Consider the following 21,840-nt stretch of genomic DNA (forward strand, 5'->3'; position numbering starts at 1 on the left):
AGGCCCGAAGTGGAGAGGAATGATCGCCGGTGACCCACGAGAAGGTTCTGTTCGGATTCGGCCTCGAGACCGGCGTCGGCGAGGTGGACGCCCTGCTCGCGCACGCGACGCAGGCGGATCGCGACGGGCTTGACCTGGTCACGCTGTCGGATCATCCGTACTTCGCCGACCGGCTGGACGCCTACGCGGTCCTGGGTGTCGTCCTGGGCCGGACGGCGCGGGTCACCGGGGCGGTGAACGTGACCAACGTGCCGAGCCGACCCGCACCGATGCTGGCCCGCACGGTCACCGCGCTGTCCGCGCTGACTGGCGGGCGCGTCGCGCTCGGGATCGGGGCGGGCGGGCTGTGGGACGACATGGCCCGGCTCGGCATCCTTCGACGTTCTCCAGCGCAGGCCGTCCGGGCGATGGAGGAGGCGATCCTCGTCGTGAAGTCGCTCTGCGGCGGCGGGGACCCGGTGACCTTCGACGGGGAGTTCTACCAGGTCGCGGGCCTCGTTCCGGCGTCCGTCGCGGCCCCGCCGATCTGGACGGGTTCAGGCGGCCCGGCGTCGCTGGCGGTCACGGGCAGGCTCGCCGACGGCTGGATTCCCGGCTACGCCGCCGACTGGCGCAGTGTGCGGGTGGCCCAGTCGCGCCCCCTCATCGACGCGGCGGCCGCGGCGGCCGGCCGGAACCCGGCGGAGATCGCGACCATCTACAACCTCCCCGGCCGCTTCACCTCGACGCCGCTGACCGCCACCCGCGACGATGCCGGCCGTTGGATCGGCGGTTCGGTCGCCCAGTGGGTCGACGAACTCACCGCGGCCGTGCTGACGTTCGGCGCCGCCGGCTTCGTCTACTTCCCGGTCCAGGACGGCACGTCGACCGACCTCGCCCTCGGCACCTGGGCGGGCGAGGTCGTGCCGGCCGTCCGCGAGGCGGTCGCCCGGGCCTAGTTTCACCGGCTCGCCGCCCGAGGCGCGGCCCGTTGCGGTGCGCTCTGCGCGGTCTGACGCCTGCGGATCGTGCGCGTCGCACCGCAGTCCTCCCCGCGCGCCGTTCGCCCGCGGTGCGGTGCGGGTCGCGCGCCGCGGCGGCGTCGGACTCGCTACCTGCGGTAGTACTCGGCGTCGGTGACGTGGGTGCCCCACGTGACCTCCGGACCGTCGGCGGGGGCCTCCCAGATGGCGATGTGTGTCATGAAGTGGTCGGGCGCGGCGCCGTGCCAGTGCTCCTCGCCGGGCGGCGTGTAGATCACGTCGCCGGGACGCATCACCACGACCTCGCCGCCGCGGGCCTGCACGTAGCCGACACCCTCGGTGACGTAGAGGGTCTGGCCCACGGCGTGGGAGTGCCAGGCCGTACGGGCGCAGGGCGCGAAGCGCACCGTGTTGACGCGAACCCGGGAGGGTTCCTCTCCCCTGGCGACGACGTCGAACCACACGTCCCCGGTGAACACCTCCGCCGGCCCCTTGGTCGTGGGCTGCTTGGTCAGAACCTGCATGTGCCGCTCCTGGTGACGTGGCGGGTGGTGACGTGGCGGGTGGAGGTCAGGACCGTCTGGAGGACCGTACCGGCTCCAGGGCCTGCCGGGCTGGAGTCGTCCGGGCTGCCTCGATCCCGTCCTCTCTCGCCGGCCTACCCCGAAGTCAATCCCCGCGGCGACCGTGACTGCTAGTTTTGACGACGAGCACAGCAGCGTGGATCCAGGGGGGAAACAGATGGCGGAGGCGAATCCGGAGCAGTTCACCTGGCCGGAGACGATGCGGCGCGTGAACGACGCGATAGGCGTTTCGGTGCTGGGGGCCAACAGTTATGTGGAGAACGCTTTCTCGGCGGTGCTGGACAAGGCGCCGGTGGGCCAGCGGAAGACCCGGGACGAGTTGAAGGCGCCGGGTGCGAAGAGCCTCCGGCCACCGACGCCGGACACCTGCACCTACCTGCCGGAGTCGATCGGCCCCGGTCGCAACGCCCGAACCAGGTACCTCGCCGAGGGCCTGGCCAAGTTCGAGAAGGACCCGACCGCCGGATTCTTCTACGGTGTGTGCAACGACTACGCGTGGGCGGTGAACGGGGCGCTCGTCACCAAGGTGTTCAAGCGGCCAGCCCTGAAGGTGTACGCACCGCTGCTACCCGAGGGCACCCGGGTCGAGCTCTACGGCATCGTGGGAATACATTCGGACAAGCATATGTTCACCGTCGTGAACCGCGCGATCGACAGCACCCCCACCGATTATCGGACCTGGGGTCGCGGCTGCTTCGTGGTCGACCAGTGGTATGGTCGGCAGTCCGTGACGCCGGCCGTGAAGTCGTTCGACCCGCAGGACGATCTGCCCGGGGCGGGTTTCTACGACCTCGCGTTCATCGCCTGGTGGGACGAGGTCCTCGCCAAGGTGCTGCCGACGTCGGGCGGCGAAAACACCCTCGTTCCCCAGGCCGAGTTCGCTGCCGGCCGGAAGTAACGCCGCCGGTCAGAGGTAGTACAGCCGCGCCCAGGCCGCTACCGGGAGGCCGTGCGGCGCAGGAGGGCGGCGGTGGGCTGGTCAGCGGGGAGGAAGGCCTCGAGCTTCAGTTCGGCGATGGTGACGTCGACGGCCGTGGCAAACGTGGTGATCGTGCTGATGAGCCGTAGTTCCCCGGCGGCCGAGCGAAGGTGCAGGGGAACCGCGAAGCCGAGATGGTCCGGCCTGAGCGGCTCGGCCGGCACGTACCGGCCGAGTTCGGCGTGGAGATCGCTGAGGCGGTCGTCGGGATTGCGCAGGATCTCGGCGTGAATGCCGTTGAGGATGTGCCGGGACCATTCGGCGAGGTTCACGATGCGCGGCGCGAGGCCCGCGGGATGCAATGCGAGGCGGTAGACGTTGGTGCCGGGCCCGAGCAGGTCCGGCGCCACGCCGTCGGCGAGGAGGGCGAACGCCTCGTTGGCGGCGACCAGGTCGCCGTGGCGGTCGACGACGATCGCCGGGTAGGGCAGGTGCCCGGTCAGGATGTGCGTCAGCGCGGCGCGCACCGGCGCCAGCTGCGGGTCGTCCAACGATGTGCGCGGGTAGGCGGGGGCATAGCCCGCGGCGAGCAGCAGACCGTTGCGCTCCCGTAGCGGCAGGTCGAGGGATTCCGCCAGCCGGACGACCATGGCCCGGCCCGGTTCCGACCGGCCGTTCTCCAGAAAACTGACGTGCCGCTGGGTGGTCCCCGCCCGCTCGGCCAGTTCGAGCTGGCTGAGCCGGCGGCGGAGCCGACGTTCGCGCAGCGCCCGCGGGAAGTCCACGAACCCCGTTGTACCGCCCGGGATCGCCCGCCGGCCATTCCTCCCGGGGAATTGCCGCCCTTCACCGCCGCCGGCACGATGCGGCGCATGACCAATGACAGGCGGATGACCGATGACAGGCGGATGACCGATGACATCCGCCTCGGCGTGCTCGTCCCGATCGGAAAGGCCCAGTGGGGTGCGGGAACCGACCCACGTGAGCTCGTCGACTTCGCGGTCCGGGCCGAGGAACTCGGCTACGACTCGCTGTGGGTCAACGACTCGCTGCTCGGCCCGCGCATCGAGGCGCTGACCATGCTTGCCGCCGTGGCACCGGTCACCGACCGCATCACCCTCGGCACGGCGACGCTCCTGCCGGTACTTCGCCGGCCCGTGCAGGCGGCGCAGACCCTCGCCTCCCTCGACCTGCTCTCCGGCGGCCGGCTGACCGTGGCCGTGGGCGCGGGCTTCCCCGGCCGGTTCGGCCGACCCCTGCACGACCTGTCCGAGGTTGCCTGGGCCGACCGGTTCACCCGGCTCGACGAGACCGTCGCCCTGTGGCGCCGGCTGTGGACCGCCGACGGCCCGACCTCCTTCCACGGCGATCTCCTGCACTTCGACGAGATCCCGCCGGCCACAGCGCCCAGCCAGGCCGGTGGCCCGCCGATCTGGCTCGGCGGCGCCGCCCCCGCGGCACTCGCCCGCACCGGCCGCCGCTACGACGGGTGGCTGCCCTACCCGCCCGACCCGGCGGACTACCGCAGCGGTCTGGCCGAGGTACGGAGGGCAGCCGCCGACGCGGGCCGCGTCCCGGGCACGATCACGCCTGCCCTGTTCGTGTCAGTGCTGATCGCCGACACCGAGGAGAGCGGGCGCGACACCCTGGCGGACTACAGCCGGGCCAACTACGGGCTCGCGCTGCGCGACCTCGAAGCCATCCAGGCCGTGATCACCGGACCGCCGGCGCAGGTGGCCGCGCGCCTGGGGCATTACATCACCGCCGGCGCGCGGCACCTCGTCTGCCGAATCGGCACCGTCGACCTCAGGTCCGCCCGCGACCAGCTCGACCGGCTCGCCGAACTCCTCCCGCTCCTGCGCGAGGCTGCTGGTGGTTCAGGTTCAGGTGAGGGCCGCGGCGAGGGCGGCGCAGGCGCGTGACAGGGCCGGCGCCGCACGCCCGGCGAGGTCGTCGTTCATGCGCACCGCGGGACCTGACACGGACAGCGCCATCGGCGACATTCCAGGCACGGACACCGGCATCGCGACGCAGCGCACCCCGACCTCCATCTCGCCCTCGTCGAGGGCGTAGCCGCGGGCGCGGATGCCGGCCAGCTCGTCGAGCAGCGCGTCGACCTCGACGATGGTCGTGGCGGTGTGGGTGGACAGCGTCGAATGCCTGAGGATCGCGCGGGCCTCGTCGTCGCCGAGCGTCGACAGCAGCGCCTTGCCGACGCCGGTGCAGTGCAGGGGAACCCGCCGGCCCACCTCGGTGAAGGTGCGCATCGAGTACACCCCGGGAGCCTGGGCCACGTACTCGGCCCGCTCGCCGGCCAGGACCGCGAGGTTGGCCGATTCCCCGAGCCCGTCGGCGAGCTCGCGCAGGATCGGGGCGGCCCGCTCGCCGAGCAGCGCGTTCGCGCCGGCGCCCAGCGGGACCAGCCGGGATCCCAGGCAGTACCGGCGGTCGGGCAGGCGGCGCAGGTAGCCGCGGGTGGTGAGGGTCTGGACCAGCCGGTGGATGGTCGGCAGCGGCAGGCCGGTCGCCGCGGCCATCGCGCTGATCGAACAGCCGCCGCCCGCCGCCTCGACCACCTCGAGGATGTCCAGGGCACGCTGGACCGACTGCACTCCTGCCACACGCTGCTCGACCGGCATTCCCGCACGCCTTCCTCTCACCTCGGGTCACCTCGGGCCGGACGTCGGCCCCGGGCGTCGACCCCGGGCATCCGCGCCTCGGCCCGCACTCCGCCCACTCGCGACCCACCTGGCCGACTCGACCCACCTGGCCGACTCGGCCCACGTGGCCCGCACGCGGCCGGCGCTTCGCCCCCACTCTGCCTGCCTGTCGGCGCTCGTCTTGACCGAGACGGCCGTCCCGCCCTACCTTCGTATCACGATACAGATTTCTTTTTCCGTATGGTGGAACCCGGTAGGGTCGCCAGCGACGTCGTGCGGACCCTCCCCTCGGAAAGGCTGGCCCCTGTGACCGTGGAGGACGTCCCCATCGCCAAGCTCGCCGAGCTGGTCGACGCGCTGCCCGCCGGGGTGGTCGTCACCGAGCCGGACCTGCTCGACAAGTACCGTCGTGACCGCGCGGCGGACCCGCTGGCAGGGCAGCCGCTCGCGGCGGTGCGCGCGGAGTCGACCGAACATGTCCAGATCGCCGTCCGGTGGGCGGCGCGGCACCGCGTCGCGGTGGTGCCGCGGGGGGCGGGCACCGGGCTGTCCGGCGGCTCCACCGCCGTCACCGGGGGCATCGTGCTGTCGACGGAGCGGATGCGCGCGATCCGCGTCGACCCGCTCACCCGGATGGCCGTCGTGCAGCCGGGTCTGCTCAACGCCGAGGTCAAGGCGGCGGCCGCGGCCCATGGGCTGTGGTACCCGCCGGACCCGTCGTCGTTCGAGATCTGTTCCATCGGGGGCAACGTCGCGACGAACGCGGGCGGCCTGTGCTGCGTGAAGTACGGCGTCACGACCGACTACGTGCTCGGGCTGGAGGTCGTGCTCGCCGACGGGCGGGCGGTGCGCCTCGGCGGCCCGCGGCTCAAGGACGTCGCCGGGCTGTCGCTGACCAAGCTGTTCGTCGGCAGCGAGGGGACGCTCGGCATCGTCACCGAGGCCACCCTGCGGCTCATCCCGGCCCAGCCCCCGTCGAGCACGCTGGTCGCCACCTTCCCCACCACCGAGGCGGCCACCGCGGCCATCCTGGCGATCACGTCCGCCATCCGGCCCGCGATGCTGGAGTTCATGGACCAGACGTCGATCAACGCCGTCGAGGACGTCCTGCACATGGGGCTCGACCGCGACGCGGCCGCGCTGCTCGTGGCCCGCTCCGACAGCCAGCATCTCGCCGCCGAGCGCGAGATGAAGATCATGCTCGACGCCTGCGTGGCCAGCGGCGCCACCGAGACGCTGGCCACCGACGACCCGGACGAAGGCGAGGCGTTCGTCGCCGCCCGCCGCGCGGCCATCCCCGCGGTGGAACGGCGCGGCACCCTGCTGCTCGAGGATGTCGGCGTGCCGTTACCGCGGCTGCCGGAACTCGTCCGGGGCATCGAGACGATCGCGGCCGACCGCGCGCTGACGATCGCGCTGATCGCGCACGCCGGCGACGGCAACACCCATCCCCTCGTCGTCTTCGACCCGGCGGACGAGGACATGACCCGGCGGGCGGAACTCGCCTTCGGTGAGGTGATGGACCTCGCCATCAAGCTCGACGGCACGATCACCGGCGAGCACGGCGTCGGCCGGCTCAAGAAGGCCTGGCTGCCCGACCAGCTCGGCCCGGAGGTGATGGAGCTGTCCCTGCGCATCAAGCGGGCGCTCGACCCCCTGGGCATCCTCAACCCCGGGGCGATCTTCCCCTGACGGCGAGGGCCACCGGCGGGCGACCGCCCCGGACGTCCCGACCGCGCCGGACATCCCAACCGCGCCGCACATCCCGCCCGCGCCGCTCGGCACCGCAACGACACGACACGACAAGGACAGACGATGACCGAACGGATCCAGATCGGCGCCCTCCAGGTGGCGGCGAGCCTGCACGAGTTCGTGCAGAGCGCCGCCCTGCCCGACTCGGGAGTAGAGCCCGCGGCTTTCTGGCGGGGCGTCGAGGAGATCATCACCGCGCTCACGCCCGTCAACCGGGCCCTGCTCGCCGAGCGCGACGAGCTGCAGGAGAAGATCGACGACTGGCACCGCGCCCGCGCCGGCAAGGACCACGACGCGCAGGCCTACCACGACTTCCTCGTCGAGATCGGCTACCTGCGGCCCGAGCCCGAGCCGTTCCAGATCACGACCGAGAACGTCGACGACGAGATCGCGCTGACCGCCGGTCCGCAGCTCGTCGTGCCGGTCCTCAACGCCCGGTACGCGCTCAACGCCGCGAACGCGCGCTGGGGCTCGCTGTATGACGCGCTCTACGGCACCGACGCGATCGCCGAGGACGACGGCGCGCACCGCGACGGGCCCTACAACCCGGTCCGCGGTGCGAAGGTCATCGCCCACGCGCGGGCGCTGCTCGACGAGGTCGCGCCGCTGCGCGAGGGCGGCCACGCCGACGCGGCGCAGTACGCCGTCATCGACGGCGAGCTGGTCGTCACGCTGACCGCCGGCCCGAAGACCGGCCTCGTCGACCCCTCGGCGCTGCGCGGCTACACCGGCGAGGCGGCGTCCCCCAGCGGGATCCTGCTGGTCCACCACGGCCTGCACGTCGAGATCCTGATCGACCGCGCCGGTTCGATCGGCGCCGGCGACCCCGCCGGGGTGCAGGACGTCGTCCTCGAGGCCGCGATCACCACGATCGTCGACTTCGAGGACTCCATCACCGCGGTCGACGCCGAGGACAAGGTGGCGGCCTACGCGAACTGGCTGGCGTTGAACCAGGGCACCCTGACCGCGAAGGTGACCAAGGGCGGGTCGTCGTTCGACCGCGCACTGGCCGCGGACCGGACGTTCACCGCGCCGGACGGCGGGCAGGTCGTGCTCCCGGGCCGGGCCCTGCTGCTGGTCCGCAACGTCGGGCACCTGATGACCACCGACGCGATCCTCGACGCCGACGGCGCGGATGTGTTCGAGGGCATCCTCGACGCGATCATCACCTCCCTGGCGGCGCTGCCGAGCCTGCGCGCGGACGCGGCCCGGCGCAACAGCCGCACCGGCTCGATCTACATCGTCAAGCCGAAGATGCACGGTCCGGCCGAGGCCGCCCTCACCGTCGACCTGTTCACCCGGGTCGAGAAGCTGCTCGGCCTGCCCGCCGACACCCTCAAGATCGGAATCATGGACGAGGAGCGCCGCACCACGGTGAACCTCGCCGCGTCGATCGAGGCGGCCCGCCGGCGGGTGGTGTTCATCAACACCGGCTTCCTGGACCGGTCGGGCGACGAGATCCACACCTCCTTCGAGGCCGGGCCGATGGTGCGCAAGGCCGACATGAAGACGCAGACCTGGATCACCACCTACGAGAACAACAACGTCGACCAGGGGCTGGCAGCCGGCCTGTCGGGACGCGCCCAGATCGGCAAGGGCATGTGGGCGATGCCCGACCTGATGGCCGACATGCTGACCCAGAAGATCGGCCAGCTCCGGGCCGGCGCGACGACGGCCTGGGTGCCCTCCCCCACCGCGGCGACCCTGCACGCGCTGCACTACCACCAGGTCGACGTCTTCGCCCGCCAGCGGGAGCTGGCCGAGCGGCCCCGCGCGGACCTGGGCGACATCCTGCGGATCCCGCTCGGTGACCCGAGCGCGTGGAGCGCCGAGGACCGCCAGCAGGAGATCGACAACAACGCGCAGTCGATCCTGGGTTACGTCGTGCGCTGGATCGACCAGGGCATCGGCTGCTCGAAGGTGCCCGACATCCACGACGTCGCGCTGATGGAGGACCGCGCCACCCTGCGGATCTCCAGCCAGCTCATGGCGAACTGGCTGCGCCACGGCGTCGTCACCCCGGAGCAGGTGCACGCCAGCCTGCAGCGGATGGCCGCCGTCGTCGACAAGCAGAACGCCGACGACCCGGCCTACCGGCCGATGGCCCCGGACTTCGACGGTGTCGCCTTCCGCTGCGCCACCAGCCTCATCTTCGACGGCGCCCGGCAGCCCAACGGCTACACCGAGCCGATCCTGCACGCCCATCGCCGGGAGGCGAAGGCGCTGGCCGCGGGCCTGTGACGCCCTCGCGTGTGACGCTGGCCGGTAACGAGAAACGGACGACTATGGGCAAGGTGGTGGGGTCATGCGGGATGCAGTGATCGTCGAAGCGGTGCGGTCGCCGGTGGGCAAGCGGAACGGGGCGCTGGCCGGGGTCCATCCCGGCGACCTGTCGGCGCACGTGCTGACGGAGCTGGCCGCCCGCAGCGGGATCGACCCCGGTCTGGTCGACGACGTCGTGTGGGGGGTCGTCTCGCAGGTCGGCGAGCAGGCCCTCGACGTCGCCCGCACGGCAGTGATCACCGCCGGGTGGCCGGAGCACGTGCCCGGGACGACCGTCGACCGGCAGTGTGGCTCGTCGCAGCAGGCGGTCCACTTCGCCGCCGCCGGGCTCATCGCCGGGCATTACGACGTGGTCGTGGCGGGCGGCGTCGAGTCGATGACCCGGGTGCCGATGGGTTCCGCGGTCGGCGACGCCAAGCCGCATCCGGCCAGGTTCATCGAGTACTGCGGCGGGGTGCGTCCCAACCAGGGCGTCGGCGCCGAGATGATCGCCGAGAAGTGGGGCTTCTCACGGACCGACTGCGACGAGTTCTCCCTCGCCAGCCACGAGCGGGCGGCGACCGCCCAGGACGGCGGCCGGTTCGAGGCGCAGATCGCCCCCGTCGACCTGCCGGGCGGCGGCGTGTTCGCCGCCGACGAGGGCATCCGCCGCGGCGGCACGGTCGAGACCCTCGGCAAGCTGAAGACCGTGTTCCGCCCGGACGGTGGCGTCGTCACGGCCGGTAACGCCTCGCAGATCTCCGACGGTTCCGCCGCCCTGCTCCTGACGACCGCCGAGAAGGCGGCCGAGCTCGGGCTCACCCCGATCGCCCGAGTGCACACCGCGGTCGTCGTCGGCTCCGATCCCGTCATGATGCTGACCGGTCCCATCCCGGCCACCCACAAGGCGCTGGCGCGCAGCGGCCTGTCCCTCGGCGACATCGGCGCGTTCGAGGTCAACGAGGCGTTCGCACCGGTCCCGCTGGCGTGGCTGGCCGAGTTCGGCGCCGACCCCGCGACGGTCAACCCCAACGGCGGCGCGATCGCGCTCGGCCACCCCCTGGGCGGCTCGGGCGCGCGCATCATGACCACGCTCGTCCACCACATGCGGGACAACGGCATCCGGTACGGCCTGCAGACCATGTGCGAGGGCGGCGGTCAGGCCAACGCCACCATCCTCGAGCTGCTCTGACCCTCGAGCTGCTCTGACCCTCGAGCTGCTCTGATCCTCGAGCTGCTCGGGCCTTCGAGCTGCTCTGACCCTCGGGCGGCTCCGGCCAGCTCCGATCCTCCCTTTCCGTCCTCACGAAGTGGACCAACCCCAGTGGTAGACGACGCCCACGACCTGCTGCGCTACGAGTCGGTCGGCCCGATCCGGGTCATCACGCTGAACGACCCCGACAAGCTCAACCCGATGACCGACGCGCTGCACGAAGCGCTCACCGACGTGTGGGTGAAGGTCATGCGCGACCGCGAGGTCCGCGCCGTCGTGCTCACCGGCGCCGGGCGCGCCTTCTCCGCCGGTGGCGACGTGCCGGGCTTCCTGGCCTGCGTCGAGGACCTCGATCATCGCCGGTCCAACATGCGCACCGCCCGGCTGCTGGTCGACCACATCCTGGGCTGCCACGTGCCGGTGATCGCCGCGGTGAACGGCCCGGCGGTCGGCCTCGGCTGCAGCATCGCGGTGTCCTGCGACATCGTGCTGATGTCGGAGAAGGCATTCCTGGCCGACACCCACGTCAACGTCGGGCTCGTCGCCGGTGACGGCGGCGTGGTGACCTGGCCGTTCATGATGAGCCTGCTCAAGGCGAAGGAGTACCTGTTCACCGGCGAGCGGATCCCGGCCGCCACCGCCGTCGAGCTGGGCCTGGCCAACCGGGTCGTCCCGCACGAGAAGCTGCTCGACGAGGCGATGGCGCTGGCGGAGAAGCTGGCCCAGCAGCCGGCCCAGGCGCTGCAGGAGACCAAGCGCTCCCTCAACCTGCACCTGCAGCACGCCGCCCTGAAGGTGCTGCCCTACGCCCTGTCGACCGAGAGCGAGTCGTTCTCCTCGCCGGAGGTCGCCGAGCGGGCCCGCGCCTTCGCGGCCCGCTCCAGCAACGGCAAGGGCTGACCCACTCGAATCCCGGCGGGCGGGTTCCCTGAAACGGCTGCGGCCAGCACAGGAACCCGCCCGTCGGCAGGCGCCGAGATTCGCTCAGCGGTCCAAACGGCTACGCGTCCTGGCTAAGAGGCCGGGGGGCCGAGGGCGGCGTCGACGATGCGGTCGGCGAAGGCGCGGTCGACGGGGGCGCGTTGAATCGTCGCTCTGAAGATCAACGGGCCGAGGATCTGGGCGAGCAGTTCGTCGTTGTCGCGCTCCGCCACCGTCTCGCCGGCGGCGATCGCCCGGTCGATCGCGCCGCGCAGCAGCGACGAGATGCGCCGCAGCAGATCGTCGCGGAGTTCGGCCACGGCCGGGTTCTGGTCGGCGGTGGCGATGACGGTGGTGAGGAACTGCCGCGCGACTGGCTGGGCGAGATCGGCCCCGGACCGGATCAGCTCGCGGCTGAGCCACTCCCGCAGGGGGCCCTCGCCAGCACGCAGCAGCGGCTGTTCGGTGATCTTCAGCGCCTCGGTGATCAGGTCGACCTGGCGCGGCCAGTGCCGGTAGATCGTCGCCCGGCCCACCTCGGCCCGCTGCGCCACGCGCTGATGCGTCAGCGCCGCGGGCCCCTCCTCCTCGAACAGCGACCGCACGGCCTCGCGCACCGCGGCGCGGGTGCGGGCGATTCGGGCGTCCTCGACCGTCGTCTCCACGACTCGAAATTCTATGAGACACCTTGACTCACATAAGAGATATGAGGCACTCTGCCTCACATGCCCGGGATGAGTCGTGGGTCACACGGCGCGCCGGTGGACGATTCGAGGAGACGGCGATGACCGACGAGAACAGCAGCGGGAAGCTCACGATCCACAATCTTCCGATCGCACGGGATCGGGACGCGGCCTGGCGCCAGATGCGCGAGTACGGCCGCACGGTGCAGCTCGACGGCGGCGTCGCGGCCACCGACGTCGAGACCGTCGAGACCGTGTTACGGCAGCCCACGGTCTTCTCGTCGAAGAAGGCGTTCGACGTCCTCGGCAGCCCGCTGCCGCTCGTGCCCATCGCGTTCGACCCGCCCGACCAGACCCGCTACCGGCGCATTCTCCAGCCGTTCTTCAGCCCGCGGGCCATCCGACCGCTGGAGGACGAGCTGCGCCGGCAGATCGTCGACATCATCGAGCCGTTGGTGCAACGCGGGTGGTGCGAATACGTCTCCGAGGTGGCGGGAATCTTCCCGGTCCAGGTGTTCCTCACGCTGTTCGGGTTACCGCTGGAGATGCGCGACCAGTTCATCGAATGGAAGGACGCCATCCTCGGGCTCAGCGACCCCTCCGGAAACACCGCCCTCGACGAGGCCGCGACCGAGGCCGCCATGACCACGGCGCTGGGGCTGTTCGGCTACCTGGCCGACCTCGTCCCGGCGCGCCGCGGGGTCGCGGGCGACGACGTCCTGAGCCAGCTTCTCTGCCTGGAAGGCGACGAGGCCCTGACCGACGAGGAGGCCATCGGCCTGTGCTTCCTGTTCGTCCTGGCGGGTCTGGACACCGTCGTGGACGCGCTCGGGTTCGGCATGGACCGGCTGATCCGCAACCCGGCCCGGCGCCGCGAGATCGTCGACGATCCCGCGCTCATCCCGGCCGCGATCGAGGAGCTCCTGCGCCTCGACCCACCGGCGCCGTTCGTGCCGCGGGTGACCACCGAAGAGACCGTGCTGGACGGGCGGACGCTGCCCGCGGGCACCCGGGTCACCACCAACCTCGCCGCCGCCAACCGGGACGAGCTGCGCCACCCCGACCCCTACGAGGTGAACTTCCACCGCGGCGAGAGCCCGCACCTGAGCTTCGGCGCCGGGGTGCACCGCTGCCTGGGATCGCACCTGGCGCGCCTGGAGATGCGCCTGGTGCTCGAGGAGTGGCACCGGCTGATCCCCGACTACGATCTCGCCCCGGGTGCGTCGCCGCAGGTGAAGTGGCCGCGCGGCACGCTCGGGCTGGACGCCCTGCCGCTGGTCTTCCCGGCCACATCCGCCACATCCGCCACGTCCGCCACGTCCGCCACGTCCGCCGGGGCGGGGACGCAGGCGTCATGAGATAGGCAGTTGAGTTCATTTATCAACCTGATCCTTGCGGATCGTCGGGGGCGGCGGTTACGGTTCCTCCGGGCCTGCCCGGAGGAACCCGCTGCCCCCGGACACCTCGCCGGACACCTGGCGTGCGGCCCTGCAGGAGCCGACCCAGCGGGCCGACCCGACCTCCGAGGAGGGCTCCCCGCCCATGGGTACACGGCAGGAAGCACCCGTCCGCGAACTGTTGCGCCTGTTCGACGAGGGCGACTTCGTCGGCAACATGGACCGGCTGCTGGCCCAGTTCGCCGAGGACGCGACGTACCAGATGAGCGTCCCCGGCCGGGAGGCGCTGCGCGGCCGGGAGCTCATCGCCAAGGAACTGGCCCGGCAGGCCGGCGACTACACCGACTGCGTCTGCGAGATCCTCACCGTGGTCAGCGACGACCGCCACGTCGTCACCGAACGGATCGACCATGTGACGATGCTGCACGACGGCACGCGGGTGTCGAATCCCCTGCTCGCCATCTTCGAGGTCAACGACGACGGCCGCATCGTCGCGTGGCGCGAGTACTGGGACGCCCTGTCGCTGTCGCACCGGATGGGCGTCGACCCCGGGACCATGCTGGGCCTGATGGGGCTGGAGACGGCGTGATCCTCGACGATCTCACCGTGGACCCCGCCGGCTTCCAGGCCGGCACCGGCTGGGCCATCAAGCCGCAGGGTGCCTGTAAGGGCGACGTGTGCGTGCCGTTACCGAGCTCGGTGCGCCGTCCCGACGGCCGGCTCGACGTGACCGGGCTCGCCGAACGCCTCGGCATGGGCCTGGTCGCGGACGAGGCGCACGGCGTGTGGGCGCTGGGCCCGGAGTCCGCGGTCACCGGCCGGGCGCTCACCACCGCCGAGGCGCCGCCGCTCGAACTGCCCCGGCTGGACGGGACGCCGTTTCGGCTGGACAGCCTGCGCGGGCAGAAGGTCGTGCTCGTCGCGTGGGCCTCCTGGTGTGGCTGCCGGGAGGACCTGCGCCTGTGGACCGCGCTGCGCGAACAGCTGCACCCGCGGGGCCTCGAGGTCGTCACGGTCGCGCTGGACACCGGCGGTCCGGACGCCGCCCGGCCCTGGATCGAGAAGGCCGGCGGCAGCCATCCCGCACTCATCGACGCCCGCCACGAGCTGGGCGCGAAGTTCGGCGTCGTCAACGTGCCCAACGGGCTGTGGATCGACGAGGACGGCGTCATCGTCCGGCCGGCGGAGCCGGCGTGGATCGAGGATCCGCACGCCAGCTCCGAGACTGCCGCGCGGTCGCTCGACGAGCTGCCCGCCGACCACCGTGACGTCCGCGCCGAGATCGGGAAGATGGCCATCGACCCGGCGGTGTACCCGGCGATGATCCGGGACTGGGTGGCGAACGGCCGGGCCAGCCGGTACGCCCTCGAACCGCACGAGGTGCTCGACCGCGCCCGCCCGCGCGACGGCGCCGTCAGCCGGGCGGCCGCCCGCTTCGAACTCGGCGAGTACGTCCACCGCGCCGGCGACCACCCCGCCGCCGTCGCCCACTGGCGCGAGGCGCACCGCCTGCAGCCCGACAACTGGACGTACAAGCGCCAGGCCTGGAATCTCGAAGAACCGGAGTCCGTGCGGACGATCGACGCCTACGGCACCGGCTGGCTCGACGACGTCCGCGCCCTCGGCGCCGAGAACTACTACCCCGAGATCCAGCCGTGACCAGGACGGCGGAGGAAGACCGCCTCGTCGCCCGGGTCGAGGAGCTGATCGGGGGCACGGTCACCGCGATCGAGCGCCAGCCCCGCTGGCGCAAGGCCTGGTACCTCACCGTCGACCGGGACGGCATCGAGCTGGCGCTGTACGTCCGCGGGGACAAGCAGATCGACGCCGAGCCCTACCCGGGGCTGGACCGCGAGGCCGCGATCCTGCGGATCCTGGAGCGCAACGGCGTCCCGGTCCCCCACGTCCACGGCATGAGCAGCGATCCGATCGGCATCATCATGGACCGGGTGCCCGGGACCCGCGACGTCGCCGAGGCGGCGGACGACGCCCAGCGCCGGGGCATCGCCGAGCAGTACATGGAGATCCTCGCCCGGATGCACAGCATCGACGTGGCCGAGTTCGCCGCCGCCGGCATCGAGGTGCCGACCACGCCCGAGGGCGCGCAGCTCGCCTTCGTCGACGCCAACGAGCGGCTGTACCGGCGGACGAAGAAGGCTCCCGAACCGCTCGTCGAGTGGGCGCTGCGCTGGGCGCGACGCCGGCTGCCCACCGCCGGCAACCGGGCCCGGTTCATCCACGGCGACACCGGCCAGTTCCTGTTCGTCGACGGCCGGATCACCTGCGTCTACGACTTCGAGGCGGCGCACATCGGCGACCCGCTGTCCGACCTGGCCGGGCTGCGCNCCCGGGCCGGCACCGAGCCGCTCGGCGCGGACATCGAGCACATGATCCGCCACTACCAGCGGGTGGCCGGCACGACCGTCGACCCCTCGGCGTTGTCGTTCTACACGGCCACGTACATGCTCACCGCGGTGATGGCGCTCAGCGGGCCGCTGACCGAGCTGCGCCCCGCCGATCAGCAGGCCGAGTACCTGACCTGGGATCTGATGGTGCGCCGGGCGATGCTGTGGGCGATCGCCGAGGTCGAGGGCGTCAAGATCGAGCCCGCGCCGCCGGTGACCCTCCCGACGGGCTATCCCGCCCGGATCACCACGGTGCTCGAGGGCACCGTGCGGCGGATGGTGCCGGCGACGCCGGTCGACGAGGCCAACCAGAGCGCGGCGCTCGCCCTGGCCCGGTGGGCGGCCGCGATGGTCGCCGTGGGGGCGGCGAACGTCGAGCGCGACCTCGACCAGGCCGCCGTCCTGCTCGGCCACCGCCCCGCCGACCAGGCCGCGGCCGACGCCGAGCTGGAGCGGTTCGTGCTGGCCGCCGGGCCCGAGCACGACCTCGCCCTGCTGGAGTACTTCGCCGCCCAGACCGAGGCGCGGGTCGCCGAGGCCGTCCCGATGCGGCAGCGGCTCGAGCAGTACGCGCTCGCGAAGGTCGTCCTCTGAACCTGAACGCGACCCCGAGCCCGAGCGCGTCCCCAAGCCTGGACGCGAGCCCGAGCCTGGATGCGACCCCACGCCAGCCCTGATCCGAGGGAGCAACGCATGCTGGTGAGCACGGACACCATGGACCCGGCGGTCTTCACCGCGGGCACCGGATGGTCGATCAAACCGCAGGGCGCCTGCAAGGGCGAGCACTGCGTGCCCCTGCCGGCCGAGGCCCGGGACGCGGCCGGTGACGTCGTCGTCGAGGTGGTCGCCCGCCGGCTCGGGATGCCGCTCGTCGTCGACGCGGAGCACGGGCTGACGGCGGTCGGCCCCGAGGCCGCCGTCACCGGCCGGATGCTGTCCACCGCCGAGGCGCCGGAGCTGACGCTGCCGACGTTCGACGGCGCGACGTTCCAGCTCTCGCGGCTGCGCGGAACGAAGGTGCTGCTCGTCGCCTGGGCGTCCTGGTGTGGCTGCGCCCACGACCTGCCGCTGTGGGCCGCGCTGCGGGAGCGGCTGCGCGGGAACAACCTGGAGATCGTCACGGTGGCGATGGACGTCGCCGGTCCCGACGCCGGGCGGCAGTTCGTGGAGCGGGCCGCGCCGCGGCACCCGGCGGCGATCGACGCCGAGCACAGCCTCGGCCGGCTGTTCGGCGTCGTCAACGTGCCGAGCGGGGTGTGGATCGACGAGACGGGAATGATCGTGCGCCCGGCCGAGCCGGCGTTCCCCGGCCGGGTCGTCATCTTCGACGAGTTACGCAAGGCCGATCTGGAACGCGAGGCCGCCGCGAGCGCCGGCACCCTCGACCGGATGCGCGAGGTCCTGCGCAGCGACGACGGGTTGTCCGACTCGACCGTCTCGCTGGTCGAGATGACCCGGATCATCGCCGACCACGCCGAACCGGAGCTGTACCTGCGGATGCTGCTCGACTGGGCGGACAAGGGCGCGGGCAGCGAGTACGTCCTGGCGCCGCACGAGGTCGTCGAACGCTCCGCGCCCCGCCCGCCCGACGTCGCGACGGCCGCGGCCCACTTCGAACTCGGCCAGCATCTCGAACGCCACGGCGACCACCTCGCCGCGGTGGCGCACTGGCGGCGGGCGCACGAGCTGCAGCCGCTGAACTGGACCTACAAGCGCCAGGCCTGGCGCTTCGAATACGGCCCCGACGGCCAGCCGGACCGCTACACCAGCTCGATGGAACACGACCTGCGCGCCGTCGGCCCGGAGAACTACTACCCCAGGCTGCGGCCCTGACCGACGCCGGCAGGGCTGCCCGCCGGTAGGTGGCAGGCATCAGCCCGGCGCGGGCGGGGCGACCGGGACCACGGACTGGGCGGCGGGGACGAGCAGCCGCGGGCGCCCGGTGCCGTCGGCCGGGACCGTCCAGGTGTCGGCGAGGGGCACGCCGGAGCCGAGGTTCGCCACGGCGTAGCTGACGTGGTCGTCGTCGATCCAGGCGGCCTGGTCGTCCACGTTGCGGGTCTCGGCGAGCGGATGGTCCGCGCCGGTCACGAGGTCGAGGACGTGCAGGCGCCAGGTGGCGGGGGCGAAGCCGTGGCTCAACCGGGACTTGTAGGCGATGCGGTGCTCGTCCGGGGACAGCGACGGGCACTCCACGCCGTCGCGGAGAATCTCCGCCCGCCGGTCGTGCACGTGCCCGCGGATCAGGTAGTAGTGATCGCCGGTGTGCAGGGTGGCGTAGAAGGTGTCGGAATCCGCCGCGAACGTGACCCCCCAGAGGTTCTCGTCGATGGCGTACAGCCGGCGCCCGGCCCGGGTCACGGCGAAGTCCTCCAGGTCGGCGACGATCCGGCCGGCGGTGAGGTCGACGAGCAGCGTCCGGGTCGAGAACGAGTCGGTGTTGTAGGCGTCGCCGACGACGAAGGTGGTCACCGCGCCGATCCGCCCGTCCGGCGCCACCCGCGTCCGGCTGGCCAGCCCCGCGATCGGCAGCCGGAACAGCACGTGCAGCCGGTCGTCGAACACGGCGATCCCGGCGCGGGCGGACGCCCGGTCGTCGCGCAGGCAGAGGCCGCGCCCGGCCCGCTCGTCCACCCGGTCGCAGGTCAGGGCCGTCGACGCGCGCGGCCCGGCCGGATCACGCACGTCGGCGGCCTCGACCCGGCCGAAGCCCGCACCTTCGGCGGCGTCGAGCACCAGCAGGTGCGGGCGGGCCAGCAACGCCGGCAGCGACGCGGTCATCGGCACCGGGCGGGCGGCGCCGGGCGACGCCGAGCCTGCGGCCCGGGGCGTGGCCGACGCCTGTGTGGCGGCCGCCTCTCGCTGCCTGTCCCGGGCGCTCACCGCCACCACACCGGTCAGGCACACCGCGACGACCAGGGCAAAAGCCCCCACCCGCGGGCCCGACGGCCAGCGCAGTCCCCGCACCAGGCCCTGGCCGCGGACTGGCGCTCCCGGGGAGGCTGCGGAGAACTCTGACGCGGAGAACTCAGACGCGACAACGGCGGATGCGGGGATCGCGGACGCGGGGATCGCGGATGCGGGGGGCCGAGGAGCGAGAACGGCGTCGGCGGGGTGGGGCGCCGGGTGTCCGGATCGGAAGGGATGCAGCAGCACCGCCGCGAACACCCCGCTCACCAGCGTCAGCACGAGCGCGTCGGCGAGGGCGGCGCCCGGCCCGGACCGGGTCCAGACCGCGCCGAAGCCGAACGTCGCCGTCCCCCGCCCGGCGGCCAGCACGACACCGACGAGGGCGAGCCCCGTGGTGCGCGCCGACGCGGGCACGGTCTGACTGGTCAGGGCGGCGATCACGCCGTCCGAGGCGGCGAAGTAGATCCCGAGCAGCAGGGGCAGGGCCAGCACGCTCCACCCGGACGGGGCCGGGGCGAGCAGGACGGCGAAGCAGCCGCCGAGCGCCGCCTGGCCGCCAAGCAGCACCCGCCCGGCGCCGACGCGGTCGGCCAGCCGACCCATCGGCACCGCGAACAGCAGGTAGACCAGCGACTCGGCGACGAACAGGGAGGGGAAGAACCGGCTGTCCACCCCGGCCTGGTGGCGCAACGCCAGGAACAGCAGCGAGTCACTCACCGCGGGCAGGCTCAGCAGGGCCGCCACCGCGAGCAGCCGGCGCAGCGCACGGTTCGCCAACAACTCCGCGAGAGGAGTCCACAACCGCCCAGGCGCCCTGCCGGCCGGTGCGATCGCGGGCTCCGGCGCGGCGTCCGCGGGTCGGCGGTTCTCCACGAACAGGGCCAGGACCGCGAGGCCGACGACGGCGATGAGGAACGCCGCGGTGAACACCGTCGAGTAGGAACCGGGGGCGACGCCGAGCAGGGCCACGGCGAGCAGCGGCCCGAGTAGCGCACCGCCGGTGTCGAACGCCCGGTGCAGCCCGAACGCCTCGGTGAGCCGCCCGCGGGGTGCGGACAGCGAGATGAGCGCGTCGCGGGGACCGGTCCGGATTCCCTTGCCGAGCCGGTCGGCCCCGAGCCAGGCCAGTACGGGCAGCCAGCCGTGCGCCCCGAGCAGGCCCAGCCGGGAGGCCGCCGACAGCGCGTACCCGGCGCCGGCCGCCTCGCGGTAGCGCCGCCACCGGTCGGCGAGCAGCGCCCCGGCCAGCGCGGTGACCGCGGCGACGACCTGGAGAAGACCGTCGGCGGCGCCGAACTGCAGGGCGGTGAAGCCCAGGCGCACCGTCAGGTACAGCGGCAGCACCGAGGCCACCATCTCGGCGGACAGGTCGGTGACCAGGCTCGTCAGCCCGAGGAACAGGACGTTGCCGGACACGGCGGACGCCGCGGCCCCCGCGCCGGCATCGGCCCCCGCGCCGGCATCGACATCAGCGCCAGCGCCGGCGCCGGCATCGGCGCCCGCGCCGGCCTTGGCATCGACCTCGCCGCTCAGGTCGTCGCCGGCGTCGGCACGGCCCGTCCGGCTGGGTGCGGGCTCGGGCAGCGGGCGCCGTCCCGCCAGATACACCGCCGGCCCCCGCTACCGCGCCCGACTCTGGGCGGTCAGTTCTTCTCTCCCGGTGCGGTGCCGCCGTGGTCCTCGGCCGGGATGGCGTCGACGGCGGGATGGCGCAGCCCGGCGGGACCCGCGGCGAAGGCGGTCAGCAGGTTCGTGGTGATCTGGGTGATCGCCCGTTGGATGGCCGGGCCACCGGTGCCGGGCCCGCAGACGTCGGCCAGCGGGCAGACCCAGGCGCTGGTCCCACTGTCGAACACGCCCGCCCCGGACGGCGTCGTGTAGTAGCTGACGTCGGAGAAGTCGTGGACGCCGCGGCAGGTGATCGGCGAGTGGGCGATCACCTCGATCGGCCGCGGGGTGGGGTAGGCGAGGTTGACCCGGTCGTACTCGGAACCGATCAGACCGGGCAGGCGGGCGCCCGCGGTGAGCCCGGCGCCCTCGAGCAGCCACGACTGCGGACGGGCGATGATCATGTCACCGTGGACCGGGTTGCACTGGTACATCCCGCCGGTCAGCGAGCTCTCCGGGCTCGCGTTCGGCGGGGAGGGCCAGTTGGCGGTGATGTGGGCGTCGTCGCGGCCGTAGAGGGGATCCTCCTGCGCCACCTTGTAGGCCGTCTCGAGCCGGTCGGGTCCCAGCGGCGACGGGTCGAGGCGGATCCGCCGGTACACGGCGTTCGCGCCGAGAAAGGCGAGGTTCGTGCCGCGGTCGCGGGCGGCGCTCAGCGCGGCCCGCATCGCCGGGGAGTAGTACTCGTCGTGGCCCAGCGAGATCACCGCCCGGGCGCCGTCGAGCAGATGCGGGTCGGCGTGCAGGTCGAGGTCGGTGGCGTAGGACACCGGCAGGCCGAGGCGCTCGGCGAGGGCGACGAGAGGCTCCTCGTTGCCGGTGAAGTCCGCCGCGCCGTCGCCGTAGTCGTACGGCCGGTCGAACGAGACGACCCTGGCCCGGTCCGCGAAACCGCGCGGACCGTGGTACAGGCTGTAACCGCCCCAGGCGTTGTAGGCCTGCCAGGTGGTCACCGCGTTGAGGATCACCACCCGTCCCGCGGCGGACGGCCCCCGGACGGTCAGCGGCACGTACCGGTGGTTGCCGTCGGAGGCGTCCAGTCGGAACAGGTAGTCGCCGGGCGGCCAGGAGGCGGTGGCGAAGGTGGTGGTGGGCGCCCAGGACGCCGCGGAGATCGTGTTGGTGGCGGGGCTGTGCGTCTGGCCGGCCTGGCGGCGGCCGGGAAGCGGCCCGACCGTCGTCATCAGGCGGCAGGTCCGTCCGCCGTACCACCCGGTGCGAAAGGCCGAGATCGTCAGCGAGGGGGCCGTGGTGGACGCGAACAGTCGGACCGGCGTGCCCGCGGCGATGCTGGCGTGGTCGAGCCAGCCCTCCACCGCGTTCTGCGGGCCGAGCTGACTCAGGCCGCACTCGGCCCCCGGGCGGGCGTTCTCGGCCCGGACATCGAAGCCTCCGGACGGGCCGCCGCCGGGGCCGGTCGTCGGGAGGCGGGCCGCCTCGGACCGGCGCGGCGGGGGCGTGCCACCGACGCATCCCACGAGGACGAACCCGCATCCGATCACAC

Annotated in this window: 18 protein-coding genes and 1 pseudogene; 13 read left to right on the forward strand and 6 right to left on the reverse strand. The window is 72.7% G+C overall.

Annotated elements, in window-relative coordinates:
• Positions 1-29 precede the first annotated feature (29 nt).
• Positions 30-938, forward strand: a complete 909-nt coding sequence (locus FF36_RS21690; RefSeq protein ID WP_044886976.1) for an LLM class flavin-dependent oxidoreductase — start codon at positions 30-32, stop codon at positions 936-938.
• Positions 939-1,090: 152 nt separating this feature from the next.
• Here FF36_RS21690 and FF36_RS21695 read toward each other — a convergent pair whose 3' ends face one another.
• A complete protein-coding gene (locus FF36_RS21695; protein WP_044886977.1) occupies positions 1,091-1,486 on the reverse strand; it encodes a (R)-mandelonitrile lyase in 396 nt (131 codons plus the stop codon).
• A 217-nt stretch (positions 1,487-1,703) separates the two neighbouring features.
• On the opposite strand from FF36_RS21695, the gene FF36_RS21700 reads away from it, so the two are divergent.
• Positions 1,704-2,444, forward strand: coding sequence for a hypothetical protein (locus FF36_RS21700; RefSeq protein ID WP_044886978.1), 741 nt, complete (start codon positions 1,704-1,706; stop codon positions 2,442-2,444).
• 38 nt (positions 2,445-2,482) lie between these two features.
• Here FF36_RS21700 and FF36_RS21705 read toward each other — a convergent pair whose 3' ends face one another.
• Positions 2,483-3,250 carry a helix-turn-helix domain-containing protein gene (locus FF36_RS21705; RefSeq protein ID WP_044886979.1) on the reverse strand — a complete coding sequence of 256 codons (768 nt, stop codon included), beginning with the start codon at positions 3,248-3,250 and terminating at the stop codon, positions 2,483-2,485.
• 105 nt (positions 3,251-3,355) lie between these two features.
• Here FF36_RS21705 and FF36_RS21710 point away from each other — a divergent pair, with 105 nt between their 5' ends.
• On the forward strand, positions 3,356-4,387 hold the full coding sequence (locus tag FF36_RS21710) for an LLM class flavin-dependent oxidoreductase (protein ID WP_110431495.1): 1,032 nt from the start codon (positions 3,356-3,358) through the stop codon (positions 4,385-4,387).
• Here FF36_RS21710 and FF36_RS21715 read toward each other — a convergent pair.
• Complete coding sequence (locus FF36_RS21715; RefSeq protein WP_242419397.1) at positions 4,349-5,125, reverse strand: IclR family transcriptional regulator; 777 nt, start codon at positions 5,123-5,125, stop codon at positions 4,349-4,351. The two genes, FF36_RS21710 and FF36_RS21715, sit on opposite strands and share 39 nt — an antisense overlap.
• Before the next feature lie 306 nt (positions 5,126-5,431).
• Between FF36_RS21715 and FF36_RS21720 the strand changes: the two genes are divergently transcribed.
• From FF36_RS21720 to FF36_RS21735, 4 genes are all read left to right on the forward strand, one after another.
• Positions 5,432-6,817 (forward strand): FAD-binding oxidoreductase, encoded by a 1,386-nt coding sequence (locus tag FF36_RS21720; RefSeq protein WP_044886981.1) that lies wholly within the window; start codon positions 5,432-5,434, stop codon positions 6,815-6,817.
• A gap of 123 nt (positions 6,818-6,940) precedes the next feature.
• Entirely contained in the window at positions 6,941-9,118 is a 2,178-nt protein-coding gene (locus FF36_RS21725; RefSeq protein ID WP_044886982.1) for a malate synthase G, read from the forward strand.
• A gap of 64 nt (positions 9,119-9,182) precedes the next feature.
• Entirely contained in the window at positions 9,183-10,331 is a 1,149-nt protein-coding gene (locus FF36_RS21730) for a thiolase family protein (protein WP_044886983.1), read from the forward strand.
• 132 nt (positions 10,332-10,463) lie between these two features.
• Complete coding sequence (locus FF36_RS21735) at positions 10,464-11,252, forward strand: enoyl-CoA hydratase/isomerase family protein (protein WP_044886984.1); 789 nt, start codon at positions 10,464-10,466, stop codon at positions 11,250-11,252.
• A 113-nt stretch (positions 11,253-11,365) separates the two neighbouring features.
• Here the strand turns inward: FF36_RS21735 and FF36_RS21740 are convergent, their stop codons facing one another.
• Positions 11,366-11,938: a TetR/AcrR family transcriptional regulator gene (locus FF36_RS21740; protein WP_044886985.1), complete on the reverse strand. Its 573-nt coding sequence runs from the start codon at positions 11,936-11,938 to the stop codon at positions 11,366-11,368.
• A gap of 119 nt (positions 11,939-12,057) precedes the next feature.
• Here FF36_RS21740 and FF36_RS21745 point away from each other — a divergent pair, with 119 nt between their 5' ends.
• From FF36_RS21745 to FF36_RS21765, 6 genes and pseudogenes are all read left to right on the forward strand, one after another.
• Positions 12,058-13,314, forward strand: a complete 1,257-nt coding sequence (locus FF36_RS21745) for a cytochrome P450 (RefSeq protein WP_044886986.1) — start codon at positions 12,058-12,060, stop codon at positions 13,312-13,314.
• Between the two features lie 184 nt (positions 13,315-13,498).
• Positions 13,499-13,942 (forward strand): nuclear transport factor 2 family protein, encoded by a 444-nt coding sequence (locus FF36_RS21750; protein ID WP_044887006.1) that lies wholly within the window; start codon positions 13,499-13,501, stop codon positions 13,940-13,942.
• The gene (locus FF36_RS21755; RefSeq protein ID WP_044886987.1) at positions 13,939-15,012 is read left to right on the forward strand and encodes a ResA-like WAxxUGC motif-containing protein; all 1,074 of its coding nucleotides are present in this window, start codon (positions 13,939-13,941) and stop codon (positions 15,010-15,012) included. The genes FF36_RS21750 and FF36_RS21755 overlap by 4 nt, the downstream gene beginning before the upstream one ends.
• On the forward strand, positions 15,009-15,698 hold a 690-nt coding region (locus FF36_RS38675), incomplete at its 3' end, for a phosphotransferase family protein (protein ID WP_242422716.1). The genes FF36_RS21755 and FF36_RS38675, both read left to right, overlap by 4 nt.
• 1 nt (position 15,699) lies before the next feature.
• Positions 15,700-16,352 (forward strand): annotated as a pseudogene (locus FF36_RS40085) (phosphotransferase family protein); the annotation flags it as partial.
• Between the two features lie 99 nt (positions 16,353-16,451).
• On the forward strand, positions 16,452-17,591 hold the full coding sequence (locus FF36_RS21765) for a ResA-like WAxxUGC motif-containing protein (RefSeq protein WP_044886988.1): 1,140 nt from the start codon (positions 16,452-16,454) through the stop codon (positions 17,589-17,591).
• Between the two features lie 39 nt (positions 17,592-17,630).
• Here the strand turns inward: FF36_RS21765 and FF36_RS31670 are convergent, their stop codons facing one another.
• Both FF36_RS31670 and FF36_RS21775 read right to left on the reverse strand, forming a co-directional pair.
• The gene (locus FF36_RS31670) at positions 17,631-20,276 is read right to left on the reverse strand and encodes an MFS transporter (protein ID WP_052681291.1); all 2,646 of its coding nucleotides are present in this window, start codon (positions 20,274-20,276) and stop codon (positions 17,631-17,633) included.
• Positions 20,277-20,311: 35 nt separating this feature from the next.
• Positions 20,312-21,814, reverse strand: a complete 1,503-nt coding sequence (locus FF36_RS21775; protein WP_242422718.1) for a N,N-dimethylformamidase beta subunit family domain-containing protein — start codon at positions 21,812-21,814, stop codon at positions 20,312-20,314.
• Positions 21,815-21,840: the final 26 nt, after the last annotated feature.

It is taken from the genome of Frankia torreyi, from assembly GCF_000948395.1.
In the GTDB taxonomy this organism is placed as follows: domain Bacteria; phylum Actinomycetota; class Actinomycetes; order Frankiales; family Frankiaceae; genus Frankia; species Frankia torreyi.